The organism is Frigoribacterium sp. Leaf8 (genome assembly GCF_001421165.1).
Taxonomy (GTDB): domain Bacteria; phylum Actinomycetota; class Actinomycetes; order Actinomycetales; family Microbacteriaceae; genus Frigoribacterium.
Genome location: NZ_LMKB01000001.1, coordinates 298,911 through 312,908, shown reverse-complemented (window position 1 = coordinate 312,908; position 13,998 = coordinate 298,911). Strand labels below are relative to the sequence as shown.

At 66.1% G+C, this 13,998-nt stretch carries 21 protein-coding genes; all 21 read left to right on the top strand.

All coding sequences use genetic code 11. From position 1 onward, the window contains the following. Window positions 1-41: 41 nt before the first annotated feature. The 21 genes from fusA to rplF all read left to right on the top strand — a co-directional run bounded on the left by fusA (window position 42) and on the right by rplF (window position 13,998). Window positions 42-2,156, top strand: a complete 2,115-nt coding sequence (gene fusA, locus ASL10_RS01475; RefSeq protein ID WP_056043577.1) for an elongation factor G — start codon at window positions 42-44, stop codon at window positions 2,154-2,156. Window positions 2,157-2,285: 129 nt separating this feature from the next. Beyond that, a complete protein-coding gene (tuf, locus tag ASL10_RS01470) occupies window positions 2,286-3,476 on the top strand; it encodes an elongation factor Tu (protein WP_043593375.1) in 1,191 nt (396 codons plus the stop codon). A 125-nt stretch (window positions 3,477-3,601) separates the two neighbouring features. Continuing rightward, on the top strand, window positions 3,602-3,814 hold the full coding sequence (locus ASL10_RS01465) for an Rv0909 family putative TA system antitoxin (RefSeq protein WP_056043574.1): 213 nt from the start codon (window positions 3,602-3,604) through the stop codon (window positions 3,812-3,814). Window positions 3,815-3,900: 86 nt separating this feature from the next. Next, window positions 3,901-4,893 (top strand): DNA topoisomerase IB, encoded by a 993-nt coding sequence (locus ASL10_RS01460; protein WP_056043571.1) that lies wholly within the window; start codon window positions 3,901-3,903, stop codon window positions 4,891-4,893. 103 nt (window positions 4,894-4,996) lie between these two features. Beyond that, the gene (locus ASL10_RS01455) at window positions 4,997-5,836 is read left to right on the top strand and encodes a DarT ssDNA thymidine ADP-ribosyltransferase family protein (RefSeq protein ID WP_056043568.1); all 840 of its coding nucleotides are present in this window, start codon (window positions 4,997-4,999) and stop codon (window positions 5,834-5,836) included. A 397-nt stretch (window positions 5,837-6,233) separates the two neighbouring features. Further along, on the top strand, window positions 6,234-6,542 hold the full coding sequence (gene rpsJ / locus ASL10_RS01450; protein WP_043593369.1) for a 30S ribosomal protein S10: 309 nt from the start codon (window positions 6,234-6,236) through the stop codon (window positions 6,540-6,542). 17 nt (window positions 6,543-6,559) lie between these two features. Beyond that, a complete protein-coding gene (gene rplC / locus ASL10_RS01445) occupies window positions 6,560-7,210 on the top strand; it encodes a 50S ribosomal protein L3 (protein WP_173154863.1) in 651 nt (216 codons plus the stop codon). Between the two features lie 3 nt (window positions 7,211-7,213). Then, a complete protein-coding gene (gene rplD / locus ASL10_RS01440; RefSeq protein ID WP_043593365.1) occupies window positions 7,214-7,876 on the top strand; it encodes a 50S ribosomal protein L4 in 663 nt (220 codons plus the stop codon). Then, window positions 7,873-8,172, top strand: coding sequence for a 50S ribosomal protein L23 (gene rplW, locus ASL10_RS01435; RefSeq protein WP_043593363.1), 300 nt, complete (start codon window positions 7,873-7,875; stop codon window positions 8,170-8,172). Before rplD ends, rplW begins: the two co-directional genes overlap by 4 nt. Window positions 8,173-8,190: 18 nt before the next feature. Further along, the gene (gene rplB, locus ASL10_RS01430; protein WP_056043560.1) at window positions 8,191-9,030 is read left to right on the top strand and encodes a 50S ribosomal protein L2; all 840 of its coding nucleotides are present in this window, start codon (window positions 8,191-8,193) and stop codon (window positions 9,028-9,030) included. A 12-nt stretch (window positions 9,031-9,042) separates the two neighbouring features. Beyond that, window positions 9,043-9,324: a 30S ribosomal protein S19 gene (gene rpsS, locus ASL10_RS01425; protein WP_043593360.1), complete on the top strand. Its 282-nt coding sequence runs from the start codon at window positions 9,043-9,045 to the stop codon at window positions 9,322-9,324. 25 nt (window positions 9,325-9,349) lie between these two features. Next, a complete protein-coding gene (gene rplV, locus ASL10_RS01420) occupies window positions 9,350-9,742 on the top strand; it encodes a 50S ribosomal protein L22 (RefSeq protein WP_043593358.1) in 393 nt (130 codons plus the stop codon). After that, window positions 9,742-10,521, top strand: coding sequence for a 30S ribosomal protein S3 (gene rpsC / locus ASL10_RS01415; RefSeq protein WP_043593357.1), 780 nt, complete (start codon window positions 9,742-9,744; stop codon window positions 10,519-10,521). The genes rplV and rpsC overlap by 1 nt, the downstream gene beginning before the upstream one ends. Window positions 10,522-10,523: 2 nt before the next feature. Beyond that, a complete protein-coding gene (rplP, locus tag ASL10_RS01410; RefSeq protein ID WP_043593355.1) occupies window positions 10,524-10,943 on the top strand; it encodes a 50S ribosomal protein L16 in 420 nt (139 codons plus the stop codon). Further along, window positions 10,943-11,266, top strand: coding sequence for a 50S ribosomal protein L29 (rpmC, locus tag ASL10_RS01405; RefSeq protein WP_054145424.1), 324 nt, complete (start codon window positions 10,943-10,945; stop codon window positions 11,264-11,266). The genes rplP and rpmC overlap by 1 nt, the downstream gene beginning before the upstream one ends. After that, window positions 11,266-11,562: a 30S ribosomal protein S17 gene (gene rpsQ, locus ASL10_RS01400; protein ID WP_056043557.1), complete on the top strand. Its 297-nt coding sequence runs from the start codon at window positions 11,266-11,268 to the stop codon at window positions 11,560-11,562. Before rpmC ends, rpsQ begins: the two co-directional genes overlap by 1 nt. 34 nt (window positions 11,563-11,596) lie before the next feature. Continuing rightward, window positions 11,597-11,965 carry a 50S ribosomal protein L14 gene (rplN, locus tag ASL10_RS01395; RefSeq protein ID WP_043593350.1) on the top strand — a complete coding sequence of 123 codons (369 nt, stop codon included), beginning with the start codon at window positions 11,597-11,599 and terminating at the stop codon, window positions 11,963-11,965. Window positions 11,966-11,968: 3 nt separating this feature from the next. Beyond that, entirely contained in the window at window positions 11,969-12,328 is a 360-nt protein-coding gene (gene rplX / locus ASL10_RS01390; RefSeq protein WP_043593348.1) for a 50S ribosomal protein L24, read from the top strand. Then, window positions 12,328-12,915, top strand: a complete 588-nt coding sequence (gene rplE, locus ASL10_RS01385) for a 50S ribosomal protein L5 (RefSeq protein WP_043593346.1) — start codon at window positions 12,328-12,330, stop codon at window positions 12,913-12,915. The genes rplX and rplE overlap by 1 nt, the downstream gene beginning before the upstream one ends. Before the next feature lie 141 nt (window positions 12,916-13,056). Further along, complete coding sequence (rpsH, locus tag ASL10_RS01380) at window positions 13,057-13,455, top strand: 30S ribosomal protein S8 (protein WP_043593344.1); 399 nt, start codon at window positions 13,057-13,059, stop codon at window positions 13,453-13,455. Window positions 13,456-13,461: 6 nt separating this feature from the next. Then, window positions 13,462-13,998 carry a 50S ribosomal protein L6 gene (gene rplF / locus ASL10_RS01375; protein WP_056043554.1) on the top strand — a complete coding sequence of 179 codons (537 nt, stop codon included), beginning with the start codon at window positions 13,462-13,464 and terminating at the stop codon, window positions 13,996-13,998.

The window sequence follows — 13,998 nt, the reverse complement described above, 5'->3', positions numbered from 1 at the left end:
TCGTCCCCCCAACTTCCCCACCTACCCCTTCGGAGGAACCTGTGGCACAGGACGTGCTCACCGACCTGAACAAGGTCCGCAACATCGGCATCATGGCGCACATCGATGCTGGCAAGACGACGACCACCGAGCGCATCCTGTACTACACGGGCATCACCCACAAGATCGGTGAGGTGCACGACGGTGCGGCCACCATGGACTGGATGGCGCAAGAGCAAGAGCGTGGCATCACGATCACCTCGGCGGCGACGACCTGCTTCTGGAACAAGAACCAGATCAACATCATCGACACCCCGGGACACGTCGACTTCACGGTCGAGGTCGAGCGTTCGCTCCGCGTGCTCGACGGTGCCGTCGCCGTCTTCGACGGAAAAGAGGGCGTCGAGCCCCAGTCCGAGACCGTGTGGCGTCAGGCCGACAAGTACGACGTGCCGCGCATCTGCTTCGTCAACAAGATGGACAAGCTCGGTGCCGACTTCTACTTCACGGTCGACACGATCATCAACCGCCTCGGCGCCAAGCCGCTGGTGATGCAGCTCCCGATCGGTGCCGAGAGCTCCTTCGAGGGCGTCGTCGACCTGGTCGAGATGCGTGCCCTCACGTGGCGTGGTGACGCCAAGGGTGACGTCGAGCTGGGTGCGAAGTACGAGATCGAAGAGATCCCCGAAGACCTCAAGGAGAAGGCGGCGGAGTACCGCGCCAAGCTCCTCGAGACCGTCGCCGAGTCCGACGACGTGCTGCTCGAGAAGTACTTCGGTGGCGAAGAGCTCACGATCGCCGAGATCAAGGGCGCCGTCCGCAAGATGACGGTCAACTCCGAGCTCTACCCGATCTTCTGTGGTTCGGCCTTCAAGAACCGCGGCGTGCAGCCCATGCTCGACGCGGTCATCGACTACCTGCCCTCGCCGCTCGACGTGCCTCCCATGGAGGGTCACGACGTCCGCGACGCCGAGAAGATCATCATCCGCAAGCCCGAGTCGACCGAGCCCTTCTCGGCTCTCGCCTTCAAGGTCGCGGTGCACCCCTTCTTCGGTCGTCTCACCTACGTCCGCGTCTACTCGGGCTCCATCGAGTCCGGCGCCCAGGTCATCAACTCGACCAAGGACAAGAAAGAGCGCATCGGCAAGATCTTCCAGATGCACTCGAACAAGGAGAACCCCGTCGACAGCGTGACCGCCGGTCACATCTACGCCGTCATCGGGCTCAAGTTCACCACCACGGGTGACACCCTCTGCGACCCGTCCGAGCAGATCGTCCTCGAGTCGATGACGTTCCCCGAGCCCGTCATCGAGGTCGCGATCGAGCCGAAGACCAAGGCCGACCAAGAGAAGCTGTCGCTGGCCATCCAGAAGCTCGCCGAAGAAGACCCGACGTTCCGCGTCGAGCTCAACGCCGAGACGGGCCAGACGGTCATCAAGGGCATGGGCGAGCTCCACCTCGACATCCTGGTCGACCGCATGAAGCGCGAGTTCAACGTCGAGGCCAACGTGGGCAAGCCCCAGGTCGCGTACCGCGAGACCCTCAAGAAGGGCATCGAGCGCTACGACTACACCCACAAGAAGCAGACCGGTGGTTCGGGTCAGTTCGCCAAGGTGCAGATCGCTCTCGAGCCCTTCGAGGTCACGGCCGAGTCGACCTACGAGTTCGTCAACAAGGTCACCGGTGGCCGCATCCCCCGCGAGTACATCCCCTCGGTCGATGCCGGCATCCAGGACGCCATGCAGGTCGGCGTGCTCGCCGGCTACCCGACGGTGGGCGTCCGCGCGCTGCTGCTCGACGGTGCGGCGCACGACGTCGACTCGTCCGAGATGGCGTTCAAGATCGCTGGGTCGATCGCCTACAAAGAGGCGGCTCGCAAGGCCCAGCCCGTTCTCCTCGAGCCGCTCATGGCGGTCGAGGTCCGTACGCCCGAGGAATACATGGGCGACGTCATCGGCGACCTCAGCTCGCGACGCGGGCAGATCTCGTCGATGGAAGACGCCAGTGGTGTGAAGGTCGTTCGGGCCAGCGTGCCGCTGTCGGAGATGTTCGGTTACGTCGGAGACCTGCGGTCGAAGACCTCGGGCCGGGCCGTCTACTCGATGACGTTCGAGTCGTACCAAGAGGTGCCCTCGGCCGTCGCCGAAGAGATCATCCAGAAGAACAAGGGCGAATAGTCCTGAACCGCGTGGTCGTCCGACGACCGCGTAACATGTACACACACCAATCCGCAGGGCGACCGGTAGGCCGGGTCATCGACCCGGCCCCCGGGCCGCACTGCAACCGAGTCCTGAGGAGGACCCACAGTGGCTAAGGCCAAGTTCGAGCGGACCAAGCCGCACGTCAACATCGGAACCATCGGTCACGTCGACCACGGCAAGACCACGCTCACCGCGGCGATCACCAAGGTCCTGCACGACAAGTACCCCACCCTCAACACGGCGTCGGCGTTCGACCAGATCGACAACTCGCCTGAAGAGAAGCAGCGCGGCATCACGATCAACATCTCGCACGTCGAGTACCAGACCGAGAAGCGCCACTACGCTCACGTCGACGCTCCCGGCCACGCCGACTACGTCAAGAACATGATCACCGGTGCGGCTCAGATGGACGGCGCGATCCTCGTCGTCGCCGCCACCGACGGTCCCATGCCCCAGACGCGTGAGCACGTCCTGCTCGCCCGCCAGGTCGGCGTGCCCTACATCGTCGTCGCGCTGAACAAGGCCGACATGGTCGATGACGAAGAGATCATGGAGCTCGTCGAGCTCGAGGTCCGCGAGCTCCTCTCGAGCCAGGAGTTCGACGGCGACAACGCCCCGATCGTCCAGGTCTCCGCTCTCAAGGCCCTCGAGGGTGACGAGAAGTGGGCCGAGACGGTCGCCGAGCTGATGAACGCCGTCGACGAGAACGTGCCCGAGCCCGTTCGCGCCACCGACCAGCCCTTCCTCATGCCCATCGAGGACGTCTTCACGATCACCGGTCGTGGCACCGTCGTCACCGGTCGTGTCGAGCGCGGTCAGCTCAACGTCAACGAAGAGGTCGAGATCGTCGGCATCCGCCCGACCGTCAAGACCACCGTCACCGGCATCGAGATGTTCCGCAAGCTGCTCGACTCGGCTCAGGCCGGCGACAACACCGGTCTCCTCCTCCGCGGCACCAAGCGCGAGGACGTCGAGCGCGGCCAGGTCGTCGTCAAGCCCGGTTCGGTCACGCCGCACACCGAGTTCGAGGCGAACGTCTACATCCTGTCGAAGGACGAGGGTGGGCGTCACAACCCGTTCTACGCGAACTACCGTCCGCAGTTCTACTTCCGCACCACCGACGTCACGGGTGTCATCACGCTGCCCGAGGGCACCGAGATGGTCATGCCCGGCGACACGACCGAGATCAGCGTCCAGCTGATCCAGCCGATCGCCATGGAAGCCGGTCTGCGCTTCGCCATCCGTGAGGGTGGTCGCACGGTCGGTGCCGGTACGGTCACCAAGATCAACAAGTAAGTCCTGTTCACGCAGAACTGCTGATCTGACGAGAGAGGTCAGGCCCTTCGGGGCCTGGCCTCTTTCGCGTCGGCAGGGCACGATGGGGGAGACGTCGGACGGACCGGCGCCGACGGGAGGACGTCATGGCAGGTTTCGACGACATCACCAAGAAGGCCCAGGCCTTCCTCAAGGACGGAAAGGTCCAGGAGGCGCTCAAGAGCGAGAAGGCCGAGGGCGTCAGCGACAACATCCTCGACGCGGTCGCCTCCGCGGCCGACAAGGCCACCGGCGGCAAGCACGCCGACAAGATCCAGCAGGCCAAGGAGCAGGCCGACAAGAAGCTGGGCAACCAGTAGGGCGTGAGCGATGCCCCCGCCGTCGAGCGGGGGCTTCGCTGTACCCCGCCCAGGCCCCTCGACGACGCGCGGTGTTCACTCGACCGATGCCGCGCCTCCGGAGGACCGATTCGAGCCGACCCGGGCTGACGCGGGTCCGGGCAGGACGAGGGTTCTCGTACCGGACGGCCGACGGGACCGCCGTCGCCGACGCCGAGCTGCGGGCCCGCATCGAGCACCTCGCCATCCCACCGGCTTGGACCGACGTCTGGATCTCCCCTTACGAGAACGGCCACATCCAGGCCACGGGAGTGGACGCTGCAGGTCGGCGTCAGTACATCTACCACCCGACGTGGCGTGAGCAGAAGGACCGCATCAAGTTCGACCGGGCACTCGCCCTCGCGGAGTCGCTGCCGACCGCCCGCCGATTCGTGACGCACGACCTGCGCGTCCAGGGGGCCGGCCGTGAGCGGGTCCTGGCCGCCGCCTTCCGCATGCTCGACACGGGCTCCCTCCGGGTGGGCTCCGAGCGCTACGCCCAGGAGCACGGCAGCCACGGCTTGTCGACCCTGCTTTGCGCGCACGCGACCGTCTCCGGCGACACGGTCTCGCTGGCGTTCCCCGGCAAGAGCGGTCAGGACTGGGACTCCGAGATCCACGACGCCGACCTCGCGGCCGTCGTCCGCAGCCTCAAGCGGCGGGGCGGGCGGGCCCGGTTGCTCGCCTGGAAGGCCGACGGCGGGGGAGCGGGGGAGGCGCGCGCGGCCTGGCACCCGCTACGAGCGACCGAGATCAACGACTACGTCAAGGAGAGGGCCGGCGACGAGTTCACCGCCAAGGACTTCCGCACCCTGCACGGCACCGTCGCCGCCGCCGTCAGCCTGGCCCGCTCCGGGCCGCAGGCGGCGGCCTCCCGGCAGTCGAAGTCCCTCGCCCAGGCGATGCGGGACGCCGCCGCCGTGCTCGGCAACACCCCGGCCATCGCGAAGTCGTCGTACGTCGATCCCCGACTGGTCGATGCGTACCGGCACGGGGAGACCATCGATCCGGCCCGCCTGCACGCGGCCGAATCCGAGGTCCGGGCATTGCTGTTCCGCTGAGCCGTCGCACACCCGAGGTGGTCCGCGGTCTGCGAACGGTGCGCGTCGTGACGTAACCTAGAGGGTCGCGTCCCGTTCGGGTCGCCCGAGAGGAACAACTGCAGTGACTGACGAGTGCATCCACGGATTCGAGCGAGAGTTGTGCGACATCTGCGCTCCCCGCAAGCGCGAGGGCGTCGCCGACGGCATGCCCTCGACCGCCGCACGGTCGGTCACCACCCGCCGCCGCCCCTCCAACCGCAAGCCCGAGTCGCTGCGCAGCACGCCCGCACTCGCCCGTGACTCGGCCGCTGTCGCCGTGGCCGCGCAGGCGGCCGCCACCCCCGTCCCCGAGTTCTCGACCCAGCGTGCCTACCACTGGACGCACGTGTCCAACCTGCCCGGCATCCTCGAGGCCGGCGCGCTGCAGGCCGGCGCGACTCCCGTGCTCGACGTCAGCTCCGAGGCGACGCGGGCCCTCCGCGCCTCCGTCACGACCGCGTCGGGTCAGCCCGTCGCCGCGCACGTGCCGTTCTCGTTGTCGCCTCATGCGACCGCCTGGGACGCCGTCCGTACCGGAGCCGAGGGCTACGAGTGGTCGGATGCGGCACGTGAGGCCCGTGCCATCGACTTCGTCATGCTCGTGGTTCCCGTCGCCTCGCTCGGCGACGACTTCGTCGTGACCGAGGGGGACGCGGCCGTCGAGGGCGTGCGTGCGGCCGCAGGGCTCGACGACGCATCGTCGATGGTCCGCCGGTTCAGCCTCAAGGACCCCGACCTGCTCGCTCCAGAAGTGCTCGTGCCCGGTTCCGTGCCCTTCTCCTCGGTGACGCTCGTCGGCGTCCCGAACGACAAGGTCCGCGACGCCGTGAAGGAGACGCTCGCCGAGCTGGGAGCCGAGGCGCCGCGCGTCGCCGTCTACCCGCCGTGGTTCCGGCCCGCACCGGTCGTCGAAGCCGTCTGACATCCGCGACACGCCCGGGTTGCAGCAAATGCAGGCGTGTGGCAAAATCGTCTAGTTCAACATTTCGAGCCTGGCCTCTGCGCCGGGTGTCGGATCACTGCCAGGCAGTGCACAGACGCAAGGCGTCTGGGCCGCGGGTAGCAGGACGCATCTCACAACGAAACCACCGCCGTGACCATTGGTCGCGGTGTGCCGGGGCGAAGCCCCGGGTGCGGGTGGCGGTGGCGAAGATGGCCCTCCCCGGGTCCTTCCTCGCGGGCACCGGCCGGTTTCGGCAGATGGATTGACACAAGAACAGCGGTACGCGAGAGACACGTAGTGCCAACAGATGTTCGCCCAGCGAACAGCGTCAGGCGGCCCCCGAGGTGCGCGACGTCCGAACGAGAGAGAGTCACACATGGCGGGACAGAAGATCCGCATCCGACTTAAGTCGTACGACCACGAGGTCATCGACACTTCCGCGCGCAAGATCGTCGACACGGTCACCCGCGCGGGCGCTACGGTCGTCGGCCCCGTGCCGCTCCCGACCGAGAAGAACGTGGTCGTCGTGATCCGTTCGCCCCACAAGTACAAGGACTCGCGCGAGCACTTCGAGAAGCGCACGCACAAGCGCCTCATCGACATCGTCGACCCGACGCCGAAGGCCGTCGACTCGCTCATGCGTCTCGACCTGCCTGCCGACGTCAACATCGAGATCAAGCTGTAGGGGGGGCGACCATGACCATCAGCACCACCAAGAACGTCAAGGGCCTGCTCGGCAAGAAGCTCGGCATGACCCAGGTCTGGGACGAGAACAACAAGCTCGTCCCCGTCACCGTCGTCGAGATCGCCCCGAACGTCGTGACCCAGGTCCGCTCGCTCGAGAAGGACGGCTACACCGCCGTCCAGATCGCGGCCGGCCAGATCGACCCCCGCAAGTCGAACAAGCCCTCCACGGGTCACTTCGACGCCGCGGGCGTCACCCCCCGTCGCCACCTCACCGAGGTCCGCACCGCCGACGCCGCCGAGTACGCACTCGGCCAGGAGCTCACGGTCGACACCTTCGAAGCCGGCCAGAAGGTCGACGTCGTCGGAACGTCCAAGGGCAAGGGCTTCGCCGGTGTCATGAAGCGTCACAACTTCAAGGGCGTCAGCGCCTCGCACGGTGCGCACCGCAACCACCGCAAGCCCGGTTCGATCGGTGCCTCCTCGACCCCCAGCCGTGTCTTCAAGGGCATGCGCATGGCCGGTCGCATGGGTGGCGAGCGCGTCACCATCCTCAACCTCACGGTGCACGCCGTCGACGCCGAGAAGGGTCTGCTGCTCGTCAAGGGCGCCGTCCCCGGTGCTCGTGGCCGCATCGTTTTCGTCCGCACCGCCGTGAAGGGGAAGTAGCTCATGGCCACCACTACCGCATCGGCCGCTTCGGTCGACGTCGTCGACGCCAAGGGCCAGAAGACCAGCACGGTCGAGCTCCCCGTCGAGCTCTTCGACGTCGTCACGAACGTCCCGCTCATCCACCAGGTCGTCGTCGCCCAGCAGGCCGCCGCACGTCAGGGCACGCACAAGACCAAGCGTCGCGGCGAGGTCTCCGGCGCCGGCCGCAAGCCGTTCAAGCAGAAGGGCACCGGCCGCGCCCGTCAGGGTTCGATCCGCGCTCCTCAGATGACCGGCGGTGGCATCGTCCACGGTCCGCAGCCCCGCGACTACGCCCAGCGCACCCCCAAGAAGATGATCGCCGCAGCCCTGCTCGGTGCTTTGTCCGACCGCGCTCGTGGCGCCCGCGTCCACGTCGTCGAGAGCTTCGTCGCCGACTCGATCTCGACCAAGGTCGCTCTCGAGCTGCTCGCGTCGATCGCCTCGAGCAAGCACGTCCTGATCGTCACCGACCGCGACGACACGCTGACCCTCAAGAGCGTCCGCAACGTGCCCACGGTCCACGTGATCACGTTCGACCAGCTGAATGCCTACGACGTCCTCGTCAGCGACGACATCGTCTTCACGAAGAGCGCCTTCGACGGCTTCGTCGCCTCGAAGACCAAGAAGGAGGCCACCGCATGAGCGGCTACGGAAAAGACCCCCGCGACGTCATCATCGCGCCCGTCGTCTCCGAGAAGAGCTACTCCCTGATCGACCAGGGCAAGTACACCTTCCTCGTGGACCCGCGTTCGAACAAGACCGAGATCAAGCTCGCCATCGAGAAGATCTTCGACGTCAAGGTCGACAGCATCAACACGCTCAACCGAACGGGCAAGACCCGTCGCACCCGCTTCGGCACCGGCAAGCGCAAGGACACCAAGCGCGCCATCGTCACGCTGAAGTCCGGTTCCATCGACATCTTCACGGCTGTCGGCTAGGGAGCAGAGGCATAAATCATGGCAATTCGTAACTACAAGCCCACGACCCCGGGTCGCCGCGGTTCGTCGGTCGCCGACTTCGCGGAGATCACGCGTTCGACGCCCGAGAAGTCGCTGCTGCGCCCGCTCTCGAAGTCCGGTGGCCGTAACAACGCCGGCCGCATCACGACCCGTCACATCGGTGGTGGCCACAAGCGCCAGTACCGCGTCATCGACTTCCGTCGCAACGACAAGGACGGCGTCAACGCCAAGGTCGCTCACATCGAGTACGACCCCAACCGCACGGCTCGCATCGCGCTCCTGCACTTCGTGGACGGCACCAAGCGGTACATCATCGCGCCGAACAAGCTGAAGCAGGGCGACGTCGTCGAGTCGGGTGCCGGCGCCGACATCAAGCCCGGAAACAACCTGCCGCTCAAGAACATCCCGGTCGGTACCGTCATCCACGCCATCGAGCTCAAGCCCGGTGGAGGCGCGAAGATGGCCCGCTCGGCCGGTGCCTCGGTGCGTCTCGTCGCCAAGGACGGCCCCTACGCGCAGCTCCGTCTGCCGTCGGGCGAGGTCCGCAACGTCGACGCCCGCTGCCGCGCCACGATCGGCGAGGTCGGCAACGCCGAGCAGTCGAACATCAACTGGGGCAAGGCCGGCCGCATGCGCTGGAAGGGCGTCCGCCCGACCGTGCGTGGTGTCGCCATGAACCCCGTCGACCACCCGCACGGTGGTGGTGAGGGCAAGACCTCCGGTGGACGCCACCCGGTCAGCCCGTGGGGCCAGAAAGAGGGCCGCACGCGTCACCCCAACAAAGAGAGCGACAAGCTCATCGTCCGTCGTCGTAACGCTGGCAAGAAGCGTAAGTAGGAGTTGTAGAAGATGCCACGCAGTCTTAAGAAGGGCCCCTTCGTTGACGACCACCTGCTTCGCAAGGTCGTCTCGCAGAACGAGGCCAGCACCAAGAACGTCATCAAGACCTGGTCGCGCCGTTCGATGATCGTCCCCAACATGCTTGGGCACACCATCGCCGTGCACGACGGACGCAAGCACATCCCGGTGTTCGTGACCGAGAGCATGATCGGCCACAAGCTCGGTGAGTTCGCGCCCACCCGCACCTTCCGTGGTCACGTGAAGGACGACAAGAAGGGTCGTCGCCGCTAACGCGGCGACGTGAAGGAGGAGAGAAATGGTGGAGTCGATCGCACGCGTGCGTCACATCCGCGTCACCCCCATGAAGGCCCGTCGTGTCGTCAACCTGATCCGCGGCAAGCAGGCCGCCGAGGCTCTGGCGATTCTGAAGTTCGCACCTCAGGGCGCCAGCGAGCCCGTCTACAAGCTCGTCGCGTCGGCCATGGCCAACGCCCGGGTGAAGGCGGACGCCTCGAACAGCTACCTCGACGAGCAGGACCTGTACATCAGTCGTGCATTCGTCGACCAGGGCGCCACCCTCAAGCGGTTCCAGCCGCGTGCACAGGGCCGCGCCTTCAAGATCCTGAAGCGCACCAGCCACATCACGATCGTCCTCTCGACGCCTGATGAGGTCGAGGCTGCCGACGCTACGAAGAAGGCGAGCAAGTAATGGGCCAGAAAGTCAACCCGTACGGCTTCCGTCTGGGCATCACCACCGACCACGTGTCGCGGTGGTTCACCGACAGCACGAAGCCGGGACAGCGTTACAGCGACTACGTCGCCGAGGACGTCAAGATCCGCACCCTGCTGAAGACCTCGCTCGACCGCGCCGGCGTGGCGAAGATCGAGATCGAGCGCACCCGTGACCGCGTCCGCGTCGACATCCACACGGCCCGTCCGGGCATCGTGATCGGTCGTCGTGGCGCCGAGGCCGAGCGCATCCGCGGCGACCTCGAGAAGCTCACGAGCAAGCAGATCCAGCTCAACATCCTCGAGGTGAAGAACCCCGAGGCCGAGGCCCAGCTCGTCGCCCAGGGCATCGCCGAGCAGCTCGCTGCTCGCGTGGCGTTCCGTCGTGCGATGCGCAAGGGGCTCCAGGGCGCCCAGCGTGCCGGTGCCAAGGGTGTCCGCATCCAGGTGTCGGGCCGTCTCGGCGGCGCCGAGATGAGCCGCTCGGAGTTCTACCGCGAGGGCCGCGTGCCCCTGCACACGCTCCGCGCCAACATCGACTACGGCTTCTACGAGGCCAAGACCACCTTCGGTCGCATCGGTGTCAAGGTCTGGATCTACAAGGGCGACATCACCAACAAGGAGCTCGCGCGCGAGCAGGCGAACCAGAAGTCGTCTCGCCCCGAGCGCCGCAACGACCGTGACGGCGCCCGCCGCGGCGGGGGCGACCGCGCTCCCCGCGAGCAGAAGGCACCCGCCACCACAGGAGCTGAGGCGTAACCATGCTTATCCCCCGTCGTGTCAAGCACCGCAAGCAGCACCACCCCGGCCGTAGCGGCCAGGCCACTGGTGGCACCAAGGTCAGCTTCGGTGAGTACGGCATCCAGGCCCTCACGCCCGCTTACGTGACCAACCGTCAGATCGAGTCCGCTCGTATCGCCATGACGCGTCACATCAAGCGTGGCGGAAAGGTGTGGATCAACATCTACCCCGACCGTCCCCTCACGAAGAAGCCCGCCGAGACCCGCATGGGTTCCGGTAAGGGCTCGCCCGAGTGGTGGGTCGCGAACGTCAAGCCGGGTCGCGTGCTCTTCGAGCTCAGCGGCGTGAGCGAGGAGATCGCCAAAGAGGCACTCACTCGCGCAATCCACAAGCTGCCCCTCAAGGCACGCATCATCAAGCGCGAGGAGGGCGACGCATAATGGCGATCGGTTCCAAGGAGCTCCGTCCTGTCGAGCTCGACACATTCGAAGACGAGCGTCTCGTCGATGAGCTGAAGAAGGCGAAGGAAGAACTCTTCAACCTCCGCTTCCAGTCGGCCACCGGCCAGCTCGAGAGCCACGGCCGCCTGCGTGCCGTGAAACGCGACATCGCTCGCATCTACACGGTCCTGCGTGAGCGCGAGCTCGGCATCCGTGCCACCCCCGCCCCGGTCGAGGCGGCCCCCAAGGCCGCCAAGAAGTCGACCAAGAAGGCTGACAAGCCGGCCGAGACGGCTGACGAGACCGCCGAGGAGAGCAAGTAATGGCCACCGAGAACAAGACCGAGGTCGACTCGGCTGCCGTCGAGGTCCGCGGCTACCGCAAGACGCGTCGCGGCTACGTGACCAGCGACAAGATGGAGAAGACCATCGTCGTCGAGGTCGAGGACCGCGTGAAGCACCCCCTGTACGGCAAGGTCATCCGCCGCACGTCCAAGGTCAAGGTCCACGACGAGGCCAACTCGGCCGGCGTCGGCGACCTCGTCGTGATCAGCGAGACCCGTCCGCTCAGCGCCTCCAAGCGCTGGCGCCTGGTCGAGATCCTCGAGAAGGCGAAGTAGGCCTCGCGGCCTGCTTGCGTAGAAGGAGACACAAGTGATTCAGCAAGAATCCCGCCTCAAGATCGCCGACAACACCGGGGCAAAAGAGATCCTCACCATCCGCGTGCTCGGTGGCTCCGGCCGTCGTTACGCCGGCCTGGGTGACGTCATCGTCGCCACGGTGAAGGACGCCATCCCCGGTGGCAACGTGAAGAAGGGTGACGTCGTCAAGGCCGTCATCGTTCGCACCAAGAAAGAGGTCCGTCGTCCGGACGGCTCTTACATCAAGTTCGACGAGAACGCCGCAGTGATCCTGAAGGCCGACGGAGACCCCCGCGGAACCCGCATCTTCGGACCGGTCGGTCGCGAACTCCGTGACAAGAAGTTCATGAAGATCATCTCGCTGGCGCCGGAGGTTATCTAAGTCATGGCAAACATCAAGAAGGGTGACCTCGTGCAGGTCATCACCGGTGCCTCGCAGGCCCGCGGCGGAGACCGCGGCAAGCAGGGCAAGGTCCTCGAGGTGCTCGTCGAGCGCAACCGCGTGGTCGTCGAAGGCGTCAACTTCGTGACCAAGCACGTGCGCGTCGGCCAGACCCAGCGTGGTTCCAAGACCGGTGGCATCGAGACGCACGAGGCTCCGATCCACGTGTCGAACGTCGCCGTCGTCGACCCCAAGACCAAGAAGCCCACCCGCGTCGGCTTCCGCGAAGAGACGGTCACCAAGGACGGCGTGTCCAAGACCGTTCGCGTCCGTTACGCCAAGAAGTCTGGTGAGAACCTCTGATGACCGACACCACCACGCAGGCCGCCACGGCCCTCCCGCGGCTGAAGGCCAAGTACCGCGCCGAGATCATCGAGCAGCTGAAGTCCGACTTCGGCTTCACGAACGTGCACCAGGTGCCCGGGCTCGTGAAGATCGTCGTCAACACCGGTGTCGGTGAGGCCGCTCGCGACAGCAAGATCATCGACGGTGCCATCAAGGACCTGACGGCCATCACGGGCCAGAAGCCCCAGGTCACCAAGGCACGCAAGTCCATCGCGCAGTTCAAGCTGCGCGAGGGCCAGCCGATCGGTGCCCACGTCACGCTCCGCGGTGACCGCGCCTGGGAGTTCCTCGACCGACTGCTGTCGCTGGCGCTGCCCCGCATCCGTGACTTCCGTGGTCTGAGCGACCGCCAGTTCGACGGAAACGGCAACTACACCTTCGGTCTCAACGAGCAGAGCATGTTCCACGAGATCGACCAGGACCGCATCGACCGCGTCCGTGGCTTCGACATCACCGTCGTCACGACCGCCAAGAACGACGACGAGGGTCGCGCGCTGCTCAAGGCGCTCGGGTTCCCGTTCCGTTCGGCCGACTCGGCCAACTAAGATCGTCCGGTCGGCAACTCTCTCGTAGAGTTGCCGGCCGTTCCCCTGAGGTCGACGAGAACCGCTCGTCGACCAATCGATCGCCCAGGTCGGCACCCGGTGTACCGGATGTCGAAACCGGACGAGAAAGTGACAAACCGCATGACGATGACAGATCCGGTCGCAGACCTGCTGACCAGACTGCGCAACGCGAACTCGGCTTTCCACGAGACCGTGTCGCTCCCGAGCAGCAAGCTCAAGTCCCACATCGCCGAGATCCTCAAGCGCGAGGGTTTCATCGAGTCGTGGAAGGTCGAAGACGCCCGCGTCGGCCAGACCCTCACGATCGACCTCAAGTACGGCCCCGCCCGTGAGCGCTCCATCAAGGGCATCAAGCGCGTGTCGAAGCCCGGCCTCCGCGTCTACGCCAAGTCGACCGAGATCCCCCAGGTGCTCGGTGGCCTCGGTGTCGCCATCCTGTCGACTTCCTCCGGTCTGTTGACCGACCGTGAGGCCCAGAAGAAGGGCGTAGGCGGAGAAGTCCTCGCCTACGTGTGGTAACTCGTCATGTCTCGAATCGGAAGACTCCCCATCTCGATCCCTGCCGGGGTCGACGTGAAGATCGACGGCCAGGCCGTCAGCGTCAAGGGCCCCAAGGGTGAGCTGTCGCTCGTCGTCAAGAGCCCCATCGAAGCCAGGATCGAAGAAGGCACGGTCGTCGTGACCCGTCCGGACGACGAGCGCGAGTCGCGTTCGCTCCACGGCCTCACGCGCACCCTGATCGCCAACCAGATCATCGGCGTCACCGAGGGCTACACCAAGGGCCTCGAAGTCGTCGGAACCGGTTACCGCGTCCAGGCCAAGGGCTCGAACGTCGAGTTCGCCCTGGGCTACTCGCACCCCATCACCGTCGAGCCGCCCGCGGGCATCAGCTTCACGGTCGAGGGCAACAACAAGCTCACCGTCGTCGGGATCGACAAGCAGGCCGTCGGCGAGATGGCTGCCAACATCCGCAAGCTGCGCAAGCCCGAGCCCTACAAGGGCAAGGGTGTCCGCTACGCCGGCGAGGTCGTCCGCCGCAAGGCCGGAAAGTCAGGTAAGTAA

What these genes read in the sequence shown, in the direction of transcription:
- rpsS (WP_043593360.1), top strand. Translation starts at nt 9,043, where the DNA reads ATGCCACGCAGTCTTAAGAAGGGCCCCTTCGTTGACGACCACCTGCTT.
- ASL10_RS01465 (WP_056043574.1), top strand. Translation starts at nt 3,602, where the DNA reads ATGGCAGGTTTCGACGACATCACCAAGAAGGCCCAGGCCTTCCTCAAG.
- rplD (WP_043593365.1), top strand. Translation starts at nt 7,214, where the DNA reads ATGGCCACCACTACCGCATCGGCCGCTTCGGTCGACGTCGTCGACGCC.
- rpsH (WP_043593344.1), top strand. Translation starts at nt 13,057, where the DNA reads ATGACGATGACAGATCCGGTCGCAGACCTGCTGACCAGACTGCGCAAC.
- rplF (WP_056043554.1), top strand. Translation starts at nt 13,462, where the DNA reads ATGTCTCGAATCGGAAGACTCCCCATCTCGATCCCTGCCGGGGTCGAC.
- rplX (WP_043593348.1), top strand. Translation starts at nt 11,969, where the DNA reads ATGGCAAACATCAAGAAGGGTGACCTCGTGCAGGTCATCACCGGTGCC.
- rplE (WP_043593346.1), top strand. Translation starts at nt 12,328, where the DNA reads ATGACCGACACCACCACGCAGGCCGCCACGGCCCTCCCGCGGCTGAAG.
- rpsQ (WP_056043557.1), top strand. Translation starts at nt 11,266, where the DNA reads ATGGCCACCGAGAACAAGACCGAGGTCGACTCGGCTGCCGTCGAGGTC.
- rplP (WP_043593355.1), top strand. Translation starts at nt 10,524, where the DNA reads ATGCTTATCCCCCGTCGTGTCAAGCACCGCAAGCAGCACCACCCCGGC.
- rpsC (WP_043593357.1), top strand. Translation starts at nt 9,742, where the DNA reads ATGGGCCAGAAAGTCAACCCGTACGGCTTCCGTCTGGGCATCACCACC.
- rpmC (WP_054145424.1), top strand. Translation starts at nt 10,943, where the DNA reads ATGGCGATCGGTTCCAAGGAGCTCCGTCCTGTCGAGCTCGACACATTC.
- rplB (WP_056043560.1), top strand. Translation starts at nt 8,191, where the DNA reads ATGGCAATTCGTAACTACAAGCCCACGACCCCGGGTCGCCGCGGTTCG.
- rplW (WP_043593363.1), top strand. Translation starts at nt 7,873, where the DNA reads ATGAGCGGCTACGGAAAAGACCCCCGCGACGTCATCATCGCGCCCGTC.
- rplV (WP_043593358.1), top strand. Translation starts at nt 9,350, where the DNA reads ATGGTGGAGTCGATCGCACGCGTGCGTCACATCCGCGTCACCCCCATG.
- rpsJ (WP_043593369.1), top strand. Translation starts at nt 6,234, where the DNA reads ATGGCGGGACAGAAGATCCGCATCCGACTTAAGTCGTACGACCACGAG.
- ASL10_RS01460 (WP_056043571.1), top strand. Translation starts at nt 3,901, where the DNA reads ATGCCGCGCCTCCGGAGGACCGATTCGAGCCGACCCGGGCTGACGCGG.